We start from the raw sequence: 14,923 nt of genomic DNA on the forward strand, positions 1-14,923 counted from the left end.
CTAGGTGCGACTTTTGATGTTTAGGCATGGTTTTCTTCGTGAAAGGATTTTCTTTGGAGTTTATAAATAGAAAGACCGGCAAATGCCGGTCTTTTTTTACTCTGAACGGGTCGCTATTTACTCGCTAGCTTCCGCTTCCAAAGTCACACCGCTGTAGGATTCATACCCATAGACACTGATGTACCAGGTGCCGGAATCCGGGTTACTAATGGTGCAGCTCTCCTCGTTACCCCAGAGGTATGGACGACAGTCATATCGACGCAGGGTAGGATAGTTACCGTGGCGCACGTAGAGATCAACTTCGCCGGAGCCACCGGACATCTCTATAGTAAGGGTGGAAGTCCCCGACTCAACATCAATGGTGAAGTCATTCCAGCTGCCCTGGCTGCCAGAAAGGTTAGTTTCAGTCCAACCTGAACCATTGCTGCCACTGTCGTCATCGTCGTCGCCGCCATTACCACTATCGTTGCCGCTCGCCATAGCTACAGCTGCTGCCGCGTCCACAATACCGGAGCCGCAGTTGTTGCACGAAGAGGGGAAGCTGCGAGCGGTGCTGGTGAGGATCGACTCAACTTCATCCGGAGTAATGTCGGGGTTAACCGAATAAATCAGCGCTGCTGCGCCGGCGACATGGGGGGCTGCCATACTGGTGCCCTGGCTGTAATAGTAGCTATCGCTGCCCGCATCGGTAGAGCCGTTGTTGTAGGTGGAAAGGATACCGTCGGAATCGTTTGCGAAGCTCTGTGCGCCACCGGGTGCAGCGACATCAACCACATTGCCATAGTTGGAGTAATAAGAGCGGCCGCCGGTACGGTCAGTTGCCGCAACGGTAATAACCCCATCACAGCTGGCAGGCGAGTATTGGCTTGCGTTGGCACCACTGTTACCAGCGGCGACAACCACGGTAGCGCCGAGGCTGCGCGCAGTGTCGATAGCGCTTTGTGTGGTAGTGTCACAGCTACCGCCACCGCCGAGGCTCAGGTTCAATACTTGGGCTGGGTTTTGGTTGCTTGGTAATCCGCTGACAGAACCACCGGCACCCCAGATAATGCCGTCGGCAATATCAGAGGTATAGCCACCACAGCGTCCAAGCACACGAACGGGCACTATCTTCGCATCATAGGCTACACCGGCGATACCCATGTTGTTGTTAGTAACCCCGGCAATGGTGCCGGCTACATGGGTGCCGTGCCAGCTGCTGTCGCTCTCGGAGGGGATGCTCGGGTCGTCACCGCAGGCTTTATCTGTATACCAATCCCCTGGGTCAGTGGGATCGTCATCACGTCCATCTCCATCTACAGAGACGAAAGTGTCAGAAATCATATCGTAGCCTGGTAGGATATTGTCTACCAGATCGGCGTGGGGGAGATAACCGGTATCGAGTACGGCAACCACTACGCCATCGCCCTGGGTAACGTCCCAAGCTGAGGGCAGGTTCAAGCCGCCGGTGGACTCGTAGTAATGCCACTGGCTGAGATAGCTCGGGTCATTGGGCTCGGCCATCGCTTTCATAATCAGGTCCGGCTCTGCGTATTCCACATCCGGATCCTGTTTCAGGCGATCGATGATCGCGCTTACTTCAGCTCTACTTTTACGGCCTTCCAGGCGCATTACCTGGGCGCCAGTGGCCATACGGCGGAGGTGGCGCATCTTGTGGCCGGCGCGACGGGAAGCTTTTTCGACCGTCTCTGTGGCCATGGTGGCCGCCTTCCCAACTTTAGCGCTCTCCTTGTACTTTACGATGATGCGGTCGGTTAGCAGTGTTTTTTCCGCGTCCGCTGCGTGAGTAGCGAAAGGGGTAGCACACAGTAACGAAAACGCACTCGCCAGAGTCGTCTTTTGCAAAAGATTTTTCAATGATGATTTCATTATTGTTATATCTCCGAGATATTTTAAATCCGGCTATCAGTATTCCGATAGGCCGGAGACTCCTGAAAAACTCCGCACTAACAAAATAAATTTGCTTAACGGATAGGCCTAGAAACTGTCTTTCTCACAGTCGGTAAGTCAGTTTGACCAAAATTGGTACCAAAGTTTCAAAATGGTACTTCTTTATAACGTTCGTGAAATTATTATCCTCAGCTTAAGCCTTTAAATTTGTGTGGCTTTTGGCGACAAATTTATAAGTTTTGGGAAAAAAATCTGATAGTGAGAATTTATCTACGGGAGAGATGTGGAGGGGTTCACAGGGGGGAAATTGGATAATAAACGAATATTTTCAGATAAAAGAATTATCGTGCGCAGAAAAGATGAATCGCTAAACGCTTCTTAGTGACGTGTACGTAGCATTTACGTAGCTTGGCTTTGGGGCCTGTTTCCTGAGGGTACCCCAGTAATGAAAACCTTTGCTGGCTACTACTGGGGTTTGAGGTTGAAAGGTCGGTGTTAGGGCTTGTGTTTATCTGGCCTTGCTATAACTGGGAACTTTGGCCCACAGCTTTGCAGCCAGCAACCCAAAGATAAATCCAAATAGGTGGGACTCCCAGGAGATAAAACCACCCCGTGGCAAGACACCGAAAATAAGCCCTCCATAAAGGACGGCTACCACAATAGATATTAATAAACGGCTAAATTTCCTGCTGATAAATCCCGCAAGAAGCAAAAAGCCGAAATAGCCATAGATAACTGAGCTAGCTCCCAAATGATTGCCCCTGCCAGCAAAAAGCCAAACAGCCAGTCCGGTGGTGATCACAACGAACAGGGTCACTTTAAGGTAAGTTTTTACCCCGTACTGCAACACTAAAAAACTGAAGATGCACAGCGTGAATATGTTCGAGAAGAAATGCCAGCTATTTCCATGCAGTAATGGTGCAGAAAAAATATGGGGGAGGTGGTTGATTGAGCGGGGAACAATACCAAAGTAATTAAGCGATCGGCCGCTCAGAATATTAATAATCTCAATTGCAGCAAGCACTAAAAAAATAGCGCCGACCCACTTCAGGTTGTGTCGCATAAATATTCCTTAAAGGGTGAGCTATCACAAATCCCCCTCTCTGGTGGCAGAGGGGCATCCACAGTCTCGGTGAGAATGCCCCAGAGGGTTATTCGATGTTTTGTACTTGCTCGCGCATCTGCTCGATCAATACTTTGAGCTCTACCGCAGCCTGGGTTGTGTCAGTAACCACAGACTTTGAGGAAAGGGTGTTGGCTTCACGGTTAAATTCCTGCATCAGGAAATCAAGCCGACGGCCGATTGATCCACCGCCGGCTAAAACTCGACGTGTTTCAGAAGTGTGCGCACTGAGGCGGTCGAGCTCTTCATCCACATCTGCTTTCTGGGCCAACAGGACAATCTCCTGTTCGAGCCGGTCCTTGTCCAGCTCCACTTGCAATTCTTCCAGGCGGCTGCGCAGCTTGTCTCGCTGTGCTTCAAGAATCAGGGGAAGCAGTTCTCGAACATTGGCTACCTGCTCTTCGATTCCCTTGAGTCGGGCCTCAATAAACTTGGCTAGCTCAGCGCCTTCGCGTTCACGGTTTGCGCGCAGTTGTCCCAGTGCCTCGCGAAAAGCCTCTAATATCGTTGCCGTCTGTTTATCGGTATCTGCTTCAGGTTCACTGATAACACCGGGCCATTGGAGAATTTGCAAGGGATTGAGTGGTTGAACATCCTCGCCACCCGCTACCTGTTTTGCCGCTTGAATCAGCGCCTGGGCGAGGGGTTGATTGATTTCCAGCCCAGTATCTTCGGCGCTATTGGTCTTCAGGCTCAGGGTCAGTTCAATTTTGCCGCGGGACAGCGTCTTGCGCAGCGTATCACGCAGTTGTGTTTCCAAGGCGCGAGCCGCTTCGGGCAAACGGAAATGTGGTTCCAGGTAGCGATGGTTGACCGAGCGCAGTTCCCAGATAGCAGTGCCGTTTGCGTAATTGGCCTCGGCACGTCCAAAGGCTGTCATGCTGCGCACGTTGTTCTGTTCCCGTTGACTGGCCATAGCTGCTCCCCTACAGGCGTATTAATCGGCCCGGCATAATAACACAGCGTTTGGATCGTCATGCTGGGGTATATAATGCGGGGCTTTCATTCAATATTTGAGGTGGACTATGCAGCGTCCCAGTGGCCGCGCCCCTGCGCAATTGCGCCCGGTAAAAATTACCCGCAACTATACCCGTCATGCGGAGGGGTCTGTGTTGGTGGAGTTTGGTGATACCAAGGTTTTGTGTAATGCCTCTCTCTCCAGTGAAGTCCCAAGGTTTTTACGCGGCCAGGGCAGCGGTTGGATTACTGCAGAGTACGGCATGCTGCCACGCTCCACAGGCTCTCGTATGCCTAGGGAAGCGGCCAAGGGCAAGCAGAGTGGGCGCACCGTGGAAATTCAGCGCTTGATCGGGCGCTCACTGCGAGCGGCGGTAGACCTGGAGAAGCTGGGTGAGAATCAAATCACCGTCGATTGCGATGTTATCCAGGCCGATGGCGGTACCCGGACCGCAGCAATAACTGGTGCCTGTGTGGCATTGGTTGATGCCCTGCGTCATATGCAGCGAGAGAAAATCATAGCCGATGATCCGCTCAAGAATATGGTAGCGGCGGTATCGGTGGGAATATATGAGGGGGAGCCGTTACTGGACCTGGATTACCCGGAAGACAGTTCAGCGGATACCGATATGAATTTGGTGATGGCCGAAGATGGCGGCATGATCGAGGTTCAAGGCACTGCAGAGGGTGAGCCATTTACCGAAAAGCAGTTCGCTCAGATGCTGGGGTTGGGCAAGGCGGGTATTGATGAATTGATCGCTCTGCAAAAGCGGGCGTTGGACGAGTAAAGCAGCCGCCCCTTGGTTTGTATCCGGCCCTCCCCCAATAGGGAAGGGGCCGGAACTCCGTGCGATTCAGACTTCGATTTCGTAGTCCATGATTACCGGTAAGTGGCTGGAGAATTTCACATTCTTATTGATTGCACCGTACTCAATGCGATTTTTCAGACCGTGAGAAACGATCTGCATATCAGTACGCCAGCCATCTCCTTCTCCGACAGTACCGCTGGGCCACCAGCTAAATTCGTCGGTATCTTTTACTACACGGCGAAAAGCATCGACATAGCCAACATCATTAAACAGTTGGTCCAGCCAGCGCTGTTCGTGACGCATAAAGCCGGGAGAATCCTGGTGATCCTGCCAATTCTGTACGTCTGCACGACGGTGAGCCATGCCCCAGTTACCACAGAAAATAAAGTCGCGGCGTTTGCGGCTTATTTTTAGCAAGTGCGCCTGCATGTCCTCAAAGAATTGGACTTTTTTCTCTAACGACGTCTCATCTGAGGCGACTGGCGCGAGCAGGGAGCCAACGCTCAGTCGCTCGAAATCCGCCTGTAGATAGCGGCCGTACATATCCTCACCATTGGCGAAGCCCATGCCGAATATGATGGCTTTGGGCTGGCTGCGGGTGTAGATAGCCACACCATTTTCGTGGGGAGTTCCCGAGTCGAAAAAGTAACTGTAATAACCGTCGGGGTGAAATATTGGGTGGTCCAATTCAGGCTCGAGAGAGCGCAGATCCTGAAGGCAGATAATATCTGCGTCCTGCTCCGCCAACCAATCGTAGAGACCGCGTTGGGCGGCCTGATGAACGCCGTCTACCGACAAGCTTACTATTCGCATTATTAGCCCCTTACCAGCGGACTGTGTATCATTAGAAACATTATATGCATGCCTACCCCCGGGAATGCTACGGGGAGGTCTCCCTTCACCTTAGCCAATAGTTAACAATTTTCCATGCAGCAATATCAGCGCGATTTTATCCAACTTGCCCTGGATCATCAGGTTTTGTGTTTCGGCGACTTCACATTGAAGTCGGGCCGTCAAAGCCCCTACTTTTTCAATGCCGGCCGTTTCCACACCGGTGCTGCACTGGCAGCGCTGGGGCAGGCCTATGCCGAGGCGATAATCGCTTCGGGAGTGGAGTTCGATGTCATTTTTGGGCCGGCCTACAAAGGTATCCCGCTGGGTGCGGTGACTGCTGTGGCTCTAGCCCAAAAGGGGATCGATAAGCCTTTCTGTTACAACCGAAAAGAAGCCAAGGATCACGGTGAAGGCGGAACCTTAGTGGGTGCGCCGCTTAATGGCAAGGTTTTGATTATCGATGATGTTATTACTGCGGGCACAGCCGTGCGCGAAGTGATGCAAATTATCGAGTCTCATGGCGCAGAAGCAGCGGGAGTTGTGATTGGTCTCAACCGCCAGGAAAAGGCTAACGAAGATTGTGAATTCTCCGCTATCCAGCAAGTTGAGAGACAGTACAATATTCCTGTGGTCGGCATCGTGCAGTTAGACGATGTGATCAGCTTTCTCGAGCAGGAGTCGAATGACAGCGATACTCTGCAGAAAATTGTGGACTACCGGCAGCGCTACGGTGTCGCGGGTCAATAAATTTTGTCCCCCCTAGCCGTGGGCCGGTTAATTTAGAGAGAAGAGCGATGCGAGTCGCCCCTTTAGTACCTCTATTGGTCAGCACCCTTTTGATGTTGGCTGTAGAGGCTTATGGCAACAATAGCCGGGTTTTGTATCGATACACTGATCACCAGGGAGTCCTGGTGATCAACGATGTTATTCCACCGGAATTTGTTCCAAATGGTTATGAGATTCTCACTCTCACCGGTCGTGTAGTTGAAGTAGTTGCACCGCAGCTCAGTCCCGAAGAGTACCAAGCCGAACTTCAGCTAGAGGCCCAGCGGGAAGCGGATCGAAAGCTGCTAAAGCGCTATAACAGTATTGCGGATATTGAGAGTGCACGGTCGCGCAAGTTGGCTGTCGTTGAGCAGGATATGGCTATCATGCGGTCAAATATCAGCAGTCTGCGCCGGCAAATTGCCCAGGAAGAAGCCTCTGCTGCACGAACGCAGCGGGGCGGCCGTGAGGTGGCTCCCGAATTGTTGCAGAGAATTGCAGATCTACAAAAAGAAATGGAAGTGCTTGAGGAGCGCCTCAGCCGGCGTGCGGCTGAAGCAGATACCATAGGGGTTGATTTCGATAAGGCGGTAGCCCGCTACACAGAGCTTAATGTTGAGAGCTAACTGATTTTTCAATACCTGAATAATTTCGGAGGGCTACCGCTAAACAGCCCTCATGAGGAAATGGTTATCTGGCTGCAGCCACTGTCTCACGGAAGAAACCAGCCGTTAATACGGGCCACTGTTCTGCCCAGTACTCTGTAGGCTTACGCTTAAAACCGCTGCGCACGTATTGGACGATACGCCCCTCCGCGCTCGCCAAAAGCAGGTTGGCAGCACCACCGAGAGGAAGAGTTGGGCGCAGGTGTTCGCGCAACTCGGCTTCGCGCAAGATCTGTCTAATTTGGGTTTCCAGTCGATCAAATAACTGCAGGATTCGTCCATGCAGCCTTTCAGTTTCACCGGTAAGCGCGTCGCCTGTGAGCAGGCGAGTGATTCCAGGGTTTCGCTCACAGAAAGCTAGCAGGAGCTGCAGAATTTTCTGGCAGCGATTGAGAGCCGAGGGCTCCTCCTGCAGGATCATTGCGATACGGCTGAAAATGGTCTCCTCAATAAATTCGATCAGCCCTTCAAACATCTTGGATTTACTGGGGAAGTGACGATATAGCGCGGCTTCAGAGAAACCAACTTCCTTGGCCAGTGCTGCTGTTGTAATACGTGCGCCGGGACTGACTTCCAGCATATGTGCTAGAGCTTCCAGGATTTGTTGACGCCGATTGATTTTTTCGCTGCTCATTGACTGCCTTTGGTCCGCTTGGGGGGCGGAATTTAGTTTTGCTCTTGTCGTCTTATTTTGACGGCGGCGGAATCCTACCGATTCGCCGGGCTGTCTTCAATTGCCAAGGGGCTAGTGGTCCACAGTTTGCGCTTCTATGTTGGTAATCAGGGTACCCACGCCTCGATCTGTAAATATCTCGAGCAATATGGCGTGGGGCACACGGCCGTCGATGATGTGAGCGGAATTTACCCCATCCTGAACAGCGTCCAGAGCGCAGGTGATTTTTGGCAGCATGCCGCCATAGATGGTGCCATCCTGAATTAAGCTCTCTACTTCATTGGTAGTCAGTCCGGTGAGAACCTCCCCCTCCTTATCCTGCAGACCGGCGACGTTGGTGAGTAACATCAGCTTTTCTGCTTTCAATTCCTCGGCGATTTTTCCAGCGACGAGATCGGCATTAATATTGTATGAAACCCCATTGCCGTCGACTCCGATCGGCGCGATAACCGGGATAAAGTCGCTGTGAACCAGCATATTGATCACATCAATATTAACTTTCTCGACTTCCCCTACCTGGCCGATATCAATGATTTCAGAGGCATGTAGTCCCGCACTCTCATTTTTTCGGGTCAACTTTCGCGCTTTAACCAGCAATCCGTCTTTACCGGTGATACCTACCGCGCGGCCCCCATTTTTGTTAATCAAATTGACGATCTGTTTGTTGACGGTGCCCCCTAACACCATCTCTACAACATCCATGGTTTCGCTATCGGTGACTCTCATTCCGTCTACGAATCGGGACTCAATACTGAGCTTGTTTAGCAGCTGCCCGATTTGAGGTCCGCCACCGTGCACTACCACTGGGTTCATACCTACCAGCTTCATCAGGATAATGTCTCGCGCGAAACTGTTTTGTAGTTGCTCATCCACCATGGCGTTGCCACCGAACTTGACCACAATAGTTTTGCCTGTAAAGCGCTGGATATAGGGCAGTGCTTCATTGAGGACCTGGGCACTTTTCAGCGCAGAGTTTAGATCTAGGGACATGGGCAGTTCCTTACACAGGGCGAAAGGGAATCAGGTTTGGGGTCCTGAATTGAGTCGCCAACGATTTAAAGCAAATGTGGTGGATTGTTTTCTAAGCAATAGGGGCAGTGGCCCGATGGCGGCGCAGTCTATTCCGCCGTTTTATCTTAATCGAGCAGCTGCCAGTCGGGTACAGTAATTGCGGGAGCAATCTTTCTGAGCTGTCCCATCACCTCAGTACGGATGCGCTCCAGGGCCTGTTCATTTTCAGCCTCAAAGCGCAGGGTTAGTGCGCTAGTGGTATTGGAGGCACGTACAAGCCCCCAGCCATCGGGAAACTCTATACGCAGGCCGTCGATAGTATTGATATCGGCATTGCCAAAATTCCCCTTATCGCGCAGCTGGTCTATCAGTGAAAACTTCTCAGTTTCCTCTACTGGTAGCAGGATCTCAGGGGTGCTGTGCATTTTCGGCAAGGTGTCGAGGAGTTCATCAAGACTTTGTTCGCGCAGTGCCATAATTTCTAGTACCCGCGCAGCAGCGTAGATACCATCGTCGAAACCAAACCAGCGGTCCTTAATAAAGATATGTCCGGAAAGCTCGCCGCCCAAAATGGCTTTGGTCTCCAACATCTTGGCTTTCATCGGAGAGTGTCCGGTCTTCCACATAATGGGGCGGCCCCCATACTGGCTGATTAGCTGGGATAAACTGCGACTGCTCTTAACGTCGAAGACAATATTTTCTCCCGGATTGCGCGCAAGGATATCCCTTGCCAGCAACATAACCAGTTGGTCTGCCCAAGCGATACGGCCGCTGCTTGAAATTAGGGTAACACGATCACCATCACCATCCAGGGCCACGCCCAGATCTGCTCCTGTAGCCAGAACCTTTTCAGTCAAGGCTTCGAGGTTTTCTGGCCTGGAGGGGTCCGGTGCGTGATTGGGGAAGTTGCCATCCACCTCACAATAGATCGGTGTTACTGCACAGCCGAGCTGCTCAAAGAGGCGGGGAGCCAGGTTAGAGGTGGCGCCATTGCCAGCATCGATAACCAAGTGCGGTTGCCCGGCGAGGGCGACATTATTGAAAACTTCATCGATATATTTATCGGTGATTTCTTGCTCCCGATTGGCGCCTTCCCCACTTTTGAATGGGCCTTTTTTCATCAACTGGTAGAGCCCCTGCAGTTTGTCTTCCGCCAGGGCGCGACCTTTCAGTACGATCTTAAAGCCGTTGTATTCCGCAGGGTTGTGGCTTGCGGTAACAATGACCCCGCTACTGGTATTTTTTCCTTTCGCACAAGCGTAATAGAGAAGTGGTGATGGAATCAGGCCGAGATTAATAGAGTTGCAGCCACTATCTAGAATTCCCTCAATCAGGCACTGGCTAAGTGTCTCACTGCTATTGCGTCCATCTCGGCCAACTAGTAAGAGATGTTCTCCAGCGTGCTGTGCCAGGGTGCCGAGCGCTCTACCTAGTTGATAGGCAAAAGGTTCGTTGATTTCCTGCCCGGCGATTCCACGGATATCGTAGGCGCGGAAAACATGCTGGGGATACTCAGAGGTCAGAGGCAGCTCGGGCTTGTCATCGTCACTTTCTGGCAAGTCCTTTGAACTATTTTCTTTTTCTTCGCTTTCTGAGTTCTCCGAATCAGAGTCCGAGATACTGGGTGCTGAGGCCAAGCTCTGCGGCAGAAAATCTGTATTGGAAGCCTGTGTAGTTCCTCCATCAGAGGCTTGTGGGTGCGCCTTATTAAGCTCGCTGCCACTAGCATCCTTACTTCTTTCCCATGGGGCTCTCGAATCGCGAGGTAGGAATTTCAGTAGGGCGAATAGGCTCACCAATATTCCAATACCGGCTCCGATGTAAATCCAGGATGTGGGCAGACTGTGCTGTTCGACAAAGGTTTGGGAGGGACTGAAGTGGAGGCTTAAATAGCTGTCCTCAAGTTGCTCTACAGTGTTGTAGCCTTTTCCTATGCCTGCGCGCCACAGTGTTTGTCGGTGGGCATCGGGAAACTTCTGCATTAACTGAACTTGTCCATGACTACCGCCCAGACTTTTTAAAATGTTTTCCAGCACGGAAAAGGGTTGGGTAGCCAGTAGTTGTTCATTTTCCAGGGTGATAACACTATGAAGTTGCCAGCTATTTTCCACACCTGTACGCAGTACTTCCATCGGTTGCTCAGGTGTTTCCTGACTGCGCTTTAACAGATCGACCAAGGCAAAGTTCAGGGAGGGATTTTGCCCTGAGCCCACTCGAACCTGTTCGGAAGAAAAGGCCTGGAGGGATACCTGCTCAGGTAGTTTGGTAGATTCAATCAGTGTTGCTGCAGGGAGCTTCCTTGATCCAAGGGCCTGCAGGCGCTTCGAATAGTCTGCGACGTAAGACTGCACGACTTCAGCTAGTTCGGCAGTTTTTTGCTTGGCGGCTAGCTCAATCTGCGAATGATTGTGGGGTATTACAAGATACTGGATTAACAGATAGGCACCGCCCAGCCAAGCGACAACTACTAATAATAACGGTAGAAATAACCCTTTCTGCATGGTACCGCCTGGTTTCTTTTTGTTGTTGGAGCCCACAGATATCCCTGATTTGAGCGTAAATGTTGTCACTGAGCCTTGGAGGCGATGAGTTCAATGAGCTGTCGGGCTAGGTCGGTCTTTAATGCGGGAGCCAGTCGGCTCTGACCATCCGCATCTATCACAGTGACAGCGTTGTGATCGCTGTTAAATCCCGAATCCGATTGGCTCACATCGTTGGCAATGATCATATCGAGGTTTTTCCGCTGCAGCTTGCTCTGGGCGTGGGCGAGAACCTGTTCTGTCTCTGCGGCGAACCCGATAGTGAAAGGCCGTAGCTCAGTACGCGTGGCTATGGCTGCAACAATATCGGGATTTTTGATGAGGGCAATTGCATCATCATCTTGCCCGTCTTTCTTTTTGATTTTCTGCTCAGCGACTTGGGCCGGCCGGAAATCAGCAACGGCTGCTGCACTGATAAAGATATCGCAGTGATCGGCGGCACTTTTGGCGGCCTCATACATATCCTGGGCGCTGATAACATCGATACGATTGACCTTTGGCGGCGTATCCAAATTTACGGGGCCGGCAATCAACGTCACTTCGGCACCGGCACTCTGCGCCGCCGCAGCCAGGGCGAAGCCCATTTTTCCAGAGCTGTGGTTGCTGAGGAATCTCACTGGGTCAATGGCTTCCCTGGTAGGGCCGGCAGTGATTACTACTTTGCGGCCCTGCAGTGAGTGGCTTGTGTGAAAAAGGGATTCAGTGTGTTCCGCCAGGTTTTCTGGTTCCAGCATACGGCCGGGGCCCACGTCGCCACAGGCCTGGCTACCCGCGCCTGGGCCCCAGAATATGACTCCGCGCTCCTTTAGGGTCTGAGCATTGGCTGAGGTAGCTGCGTGGCGCCACATGGCTTGGTTCATGGCTGGTGCCAGGGCCAGGGGGGCTTCGCTGGCCAAACAAAGGGTGGTTAAGAGGTCATCAGCCATACCGGCAGCCAACTTTGCCATTACCTGGGCACTGGCTGGAGCAATCAGGATAAGATCAGCCCATTTCGCCAGTTCGATATGACCCATAGCGGCTTCTGCCGAGGGATCCAACAAGTCTGTATGCACCGGGTTAGCGGATAGCGCCTGAAAGGTCAGTGGCTGTACAAACTCCTGTGCTCCGGCGCTCATTACCACTCGGACATCGGCACCGCGCTCTTTGAGCCGGCGAACCAGGTCGGCACTCTTATAGGCGGCAATTCCACCGCTGATACCTAAAAGTATGCGTTTGTCGGCCAGAGAGGACATAAATGCTGTTTCCGATTTGGTGCGAGCCGGTAAGATTAGCATTTCTGTGTCGTTTCTTATAAGACTGCAGTAGTGCTACAAAGGTGCAGCGTGGAAGAGGTGTTCAGTAGATGTGCGATAGATAAGACACTGACTAACTGGGCTACAAATGAAAATAAAGGACTGGCCGGCAGGTGAGAGGCCTCGGGAAAAGCTGTTGGAGAGAGGGGCTGAAGCCCTGTCGGATGCAGAGTTGTTGGCAATTTTTCTGCGCGTGGGGCTACCCGGCCTCTCAGCAGTGGATCTGGCCAGGAGACTTCTCAATGATTTTGGTGGCTTGCGCCCTCTATTAGAGGCCGAGCGAGATGACTTTTGCCGCGCGCGAGGGCTCGGCGACGCAAAGTTTGCACAGTTGCAAGCGGCGCTGGAAATGGCCAAGCGGCACTTGGCGGAGACGATACAGCACGGCAGCGCACTGTGCAGTCCCGGGGCGGTCAGGGATTACCTGGCAATCCAGCTCAGGCACCGGCGCAGGGAAGTGTTCTGCTGCCTCTACCTGGATAATCAACACCGGGTGATCGCTTTTGAGGAGCTGTTCGAGGGGACTCTGAATGCAGCGAATGTCTACCCGCGCGAAGTAGTACAGCAAGCGCTGTTGAAGGGAGCTGCGGCGGTTATTTTGGCGCACAACCACCCGTCTGGTGTCAGTGAGCCCAGCCAGGCAGATATCTGGATTACCGAGCGTTTGACCCAGGCACTAGAGCTGGTGGATATCAAGGTTCTGGACCATTTGATCGTCGGTGAGGGCAAGGCGCTATCCTTTGCAGAGCAGGGATTGATGTAAAGGTGTCGTTCCCGGCGTTGAAATGTTGTACAAAACTTGCTCCCTACGGGCTCTTTTGGTATAAAACGCCGCTCTTTGCGGCCGGGCCAGATTCTGCACAGGTTCCGCCGCCATCCAGGAACCGGATTAGAATCCCGATTTTTATGTTCCCGCACTACCTTTTCCTCTTCAGGATTGGCGCCATGCGGGCACAAGCGTTTTGAAGAGGCCAACAGATGTCCAAGGTATGTCAGGTAACCGGTAAGCGTCCGGTCACCGGAAACAATGTATCCCACGCTAAGAACCGCACCAAGCGTCGCTTTGTGCCGAACCTGCACAGCCACCGTTTCTGGGTTGAATCCGAGAAGCGTTTTGTGAAGCTGCGTGTTTCCGCGAAAGGCATGCGCGTTATCGATAAGAAAGGTATCGACGCTGTGCTGACTGAGCTGCGCGCCCGCGGCGAAAAAGTGTAACGGCTGTAGCCCAGCTAATAGATTGGAGATAGAGCAATGCGTGAGAAGATTCGTCTGAATTCCAGCGCCGGTACTGGCCATTTCTACACCACTACCAAAAACAAGCGCAACATGCCTGAGAAAATGGAGATCAAAAAGTACGATCCCGTTGTACGCAAGCATGTAATGTACAAGGAAGGCAAAATTAAATAATTGCCTACCGCTACTGTACAAAAAGCCCGGTTCTAACCGGGCTTTTTTGTGCGTATTGGAAATTGAGCAGCCAGTTTACACAGGGTAACTCCAGAAGATGCCAGAGCTCCCAGAAGTAGAAACCACTCTCAGAGGCCTGCAACCTCACCTGGAGGGGCATAAAATTCGCTCCGCAAAAGTGCGCCAGCACCAGTTGCGCTGGCCCGTGGAAGCAGACTTTGAGCGCCGTGTCCGCAATGCCCGGATACTGAAGCTGGAGCGCCGCGCCAAGTACCTGCTGGTGCACACCGATAAAGGCTGCGCTATCTGGCACCTGGGGATGTCTGGCAGCCTGCGAATGGTCGAGGCTGCACAGGCACCGGAAAAGCATGATCATATCGACTGGCGCCTGGATAGTGGTCTCACACTGCGTTACCGCGACCCGCGCCGTTTTGGTGCCCTACTGTGGACAGTGGCGGACCCACTGGCCCACGACTTACTCAGGCATTTGGGCCCAGAGCCTCTCTCGGAAGAATTTAGTGGTGACTATCTGTTCGAGACTTCGCGCAAGCGTAAGCAGTCTGTCAAAACCTTCGTCATGGATGGCCGTATCGTTGTGGGGGTGGGTAATATTTACGCCAGTGAATCTCTTTTCCTGGCGGGCATTCGCCCAGATCGACAGGCCGGTTCTATTTCCAAAGCCCGATACCAGCGCTTGGCTGAGTCCATAAAGCAGGTTCTCAGTCAGGCAATCGCCCAAGGTGGGACTACCTTGCGGGACTTTATTGGCGGCGATGGAAAACCTGGCTATTTCGCCCAACAGCTAAATGTTTATGGCCGTGCGGGTGAGTCCTGTCCCTCTTGCGGCCGAGCAGTCAAAGATATGGTTTTGGGCCAGAGAAATACCTTTTTCTGCTCTAGCTGCCAACGTTAAATCGCATCCTTCTGGCAGCTTTAGGCAATACTAATATCATCGTA

General features: G+C 52.3%; 15 protein-coding genes. 7 read left to right on the plus strand and 8 right to left on the minus strand.

All coding sequences use genetic code 11. The features are described from left to right. Nucleotides 1–117: 117 nt before the first annotated feature. From ACJJIN_RS18060 to ACJJIN_RS18070, 3 genes are all read right to left on the minus strand, one after another. On the minus strand, nt 118–1,869 hold the full coding sequence (locus ACJJIN_RS18060) for a S8 family peptidase (RefSeq protein ID WP_444895657.1): 1,752 nt from the start codon (nt 1,867–1,869) through the stop codon (nt 118–120). Between the two features lie 529 nt (nt 1,870–2,398). Beyond that, nucleotides 2,399–2,953, minus strand: coding sequence for a rhomboid family intramembrane serine protease (locus ACJJIN_RS18065; protein ID WP_413663826.1), 555 nt, complete (start codon nt 2,951–2,953; stop codon nt 2,399–2,401). Between the two features lie 88 nt (nt 2,954–3,041). After that, nucleotides 3,042–3,929: a YicC/YloC family endoribonuclease gene (locus tag ACJJIN_RS18070; RefSeq protein ID WP_444895658.1), complete on the minus strand. Its 888-nt coding sequence runs from the start codon at nt 3,927–3,929 to the stop codon at nt 3,042–3,044. A 109-nt stretch (nt 3,930–4,038) separates the two neighbouring features. On the opposite strand from ACJJIN_RS18070, the gene rph reads away from it, so the two are divergent. Then, entirely contained in the window at nt 4,039–4,758 is a 720-nt protein-coding gene (gene rph / locus ACJJIN_RS18075) for a ribonuclease PH (protein ID WP_444895659.1), read from the plus strand. A 66-nt stretch (nt 4,759–4,824) separates the two neighbouring features. Here rph and ACJJIN_RS18080 read toward each other — a convergent pair whose 3' ends face one another. Further along, a complete protein-coding gene (locus ACJJIN_RS18080) occupies nt 4,825–5,592 on the minus strand; it encodes an exodeoxyribonuclease III (protein WP_413663823.1) in 768 nt (255 codons plus the stop codon). 114 nt (nt 5,593–5,706) lie between these two features. Between ACJJIN_RS18080 and pyrE the strand changes: the two genes are divergently transcribed. Continuing rightward, nucleotides 5,707–6,360: an orotate phosphoribosyltransferase gene (pyrE, locus tag ACJJIN_RS18085; RefSeq protein WP_444895660.1), complete on the plus strand. Its 654-nt coding sequence runs from the start codon at nt 5,707–5,709 to the stop codon at nt 6,358–6,360. A 47-nt stretch (nt 6,361–6,407) separates the two neighbouring features. Beyond that, on the plus strand, nt 6,408–7,004 hold the full coding sequence (locus ACJJIN_RS18090; RefSeq protein ID WP_444895661.1) for a hypothetical protein: 597 nt from the start codon (nt 6,408–6,410) through the stop codon (nt 7,002–7,004). 64 nt (nt 7,005–7,068) lie between these two features. On the opposite strand, the gene slmA is transcribed toward ACJJIN_RS18090, so the two are convergent. The 4 genes from slmA to coaBC form a co-directional block, all read right to left on the minus strand. Then, nucleotides 7,069–7,677: a nucleoid occlusion factor SlmA gene (slmA, locus tag ACJJIN_RS18095; protein WP_108735025.1), complete on the minus strand. Its 609-nt coding sequence runs from the start codon at nt 7,675–7,677 to the stop codon at nt 7,069–7,071. Nucleotides 7,678–7,788: 111 nt separating this feature from the next. Then, on the minus strand, nt 7,789–8,706 hold the full coding sequence (gene argB, locus ACJJIN_RS18100; RefSeq protein WP_413663820.1) for an acetylglutamate kinase: 918 nt from the start codon (nt 8,704–8,706) through the stop codon (nt 7,789–7,791). Between the two features lie 146 nt (nt 8,707–8,852). Next, nucleotides 8,853–11,228 carry a phosphomannomutase/phosphoglucomutase gene (locus ACJJIN_RS18105; protein ID WP_444895662.1) on the minus strand — a complete coding sequence of 792 codons (2,376 nt, stop codon included), beginning with the start codon at nt 11,226–11,228 and terminating at the stop codon, nt 8,853–8,855. 65 nt (nt 11,229–11,293) lie between these two features. Continuing rightward, nucleotides 11,294–12,499, minus strand: a complete 1,206-nt coding sequence (coaBC, locus tag ACJJIN_RS18110) for a bifunctional phosphopantothenoylcysteine decarboxylase/phosphopantothenate--cysteine ligase CoaBC (protein ID WP_413665903.1) — start codon at nt 12,497–12,499, stop codon at nt 11,294–11,296. A 148-nt stretch (nt 12,500–12,647) separates the two neighbouring features. Here coaBC and radC point away from each other — a divergent pair, with 148 nt between their 5' ends. The 4 genes from radC (at nt 12,648) to mutM (ending at nt 14,879) form a co-directional block, all read left to right on the plus strand. Then, complete coding sequence (radC, locus tag ACJJIN_RS18115) at nt 12,648–13,322, plus strand: RadC family protein (protein ID WP_413663818.1); 675 nt, start codon at nt 12,648–12,650, stop codon at nt 13,320–13,322. Nucleotides 13,323–13,537: 215 nt separating this feature from the next. Next, entirely contained in the window at nt 13,538–13,774 is a 237-nt protein-coding gene (rpmB, locus tag ACJJIN_RS18120) for a 50S ribosomal protein L28 (protein WP_020413982.1), read from the plus strand. Between the two features lie 36 nt (nt 13,775–13,810). Beyond that, nucleotides 13,811–13,966 carry a 50S ribosomal protein L33 gene (rpmG, locus tag ACJJIN_RS18125; RefSeq protein ID WP_020413983.1) on the plus strand — a complete coding sequence of 52 codons (156 nt, stop codon included), beginning with the start codon at nt 13,811–13,813 and terminating at the stop codon, nt 13,964–13,966. A 97-nt stretch (nt 13,967–14,063) separates the two neighbouring features. Beyond that, nucleotides 14,064–14,879, plus strand: a complete 816-nt coding sequence (mutM, locus tag ACJJIN_RS18130; protein ID WP_444895663.1) for a bifunctional DNA-formamidopyrimidine glycosylase/DNA-(apurinic or apyrimidinic site) lyase — start codon at nt 14,064–14,066, stop codon at nt 14,877–14,879. Nucleotides 14,880–14,923 lie beyond the last annotated feature (44 nt).

Source organism: Microbulbifer maximicatervae (SeqCode), from assembly GCF_052467505.1.

Bases quoted from the DNA above. Each gene is read 5' to 3' on its own strand.
- ACJJIN_RS18060 (WP_444895657.1), bottom strand. From the start codon at position 1,869: ATGAAATCATCATTGAAAAATCTTTTGCAAAAGACGACTCTGGCGAGT.
- ACJJIN_RS18065 (WP_413663826.1), bottom strand. From the start codon at position 2,953: ATGCGACACAACCTGAAGTGGGTCGGCGCTATTTTTTTAGTGCTTGCT.
- ACJJIN_RS18070 (WP_444895658.1), bottom strand. From the start codon at position 3,929: ATGGCCAGTCAACGGGAACAGAACAACGTGCGCAGCATGACAGCCTTT.
- rph (WP_444895659.1), top strand. From the start codon at position 4,039: ATGCAGCGTCCCAGTGGCCGCGCCCCTGCGCAATTGCGCCCGGTAAAA.
- ACJJIN_RS18080 (WP_413663823.1), bottom strand. From the start codon at position 5,592: ATGCGAATAGTAAGCTTGTCGGTAGACGGCGTTCATCAGGCCGCCCAA.
- pyrE (WP_444895660.1), top strand. From the start codon at position 5,707: ATGCAGCAATATCAGCGCGATTTTATCCAACTTGCCCTGGATCATCAG.
- ACJJIN_RS18090 (WP_444895661.1), top strand. From the start codon at position 6,408: ATGCGAGTCGCCCCTTTAGTACCTCTATTGGTCAGCACCCTTTTGATG.
- slmA (WP_108735025.1), bottom strand. From the start codon at position 7,677: ATGAGCAGCGAAAAAATCAATCGGCGTCAACAAATCCTGGAAGCTCTA.
- argB (WP_413663820.1), bottom strand. From the start codon at position 8,706: ATGTCCCTAGATCTAAACTCTGCGCTGAAAAGTGCCCAGGTCCTCAAT.
- ACJJIN_RS18105 (WP_444895662.1), bottom strand. From the start codon at position 11,228: ATGCAGAAAGGGTTATTTCTACCGTTATTATTAGTAGTTGTCGCTTGG.
- coaBC (WP_413665903.1), bottom strand. From the start codon at position 12,499: ATGTCCTCTCTGGCCGACAAACGCATACTTTTAGGTATCAGCGGTGGA.
- radC (WP_413663818.1), top strand. From the start codon at position 12,648: ATGAAAATAAAGGACTGGCCGGCAGGTGAGAGGCCTCGGGAAAAGCTG.
- rpmB (WP_020413982.1), top strand. From the start codon at position 13,538: ATGTCCAAGGTATGTCAGGTAACCGGTAAGCGTCCGGTCACCGGAAAC.
- rpmG (WP_020413983.1), top strand. From the start codon at position 13,811: ATGCGTGAGAAGATTCGTCTGAATTCCAGCGCCGGTACTGGCCATTTC.
- mutM (WP_444895663.1), top strand. From the start codon at position 14,064: ATGCCAGAGCTCCCAGAAGTAGAAACCACTCTCAGAGGCCTGCAACCT.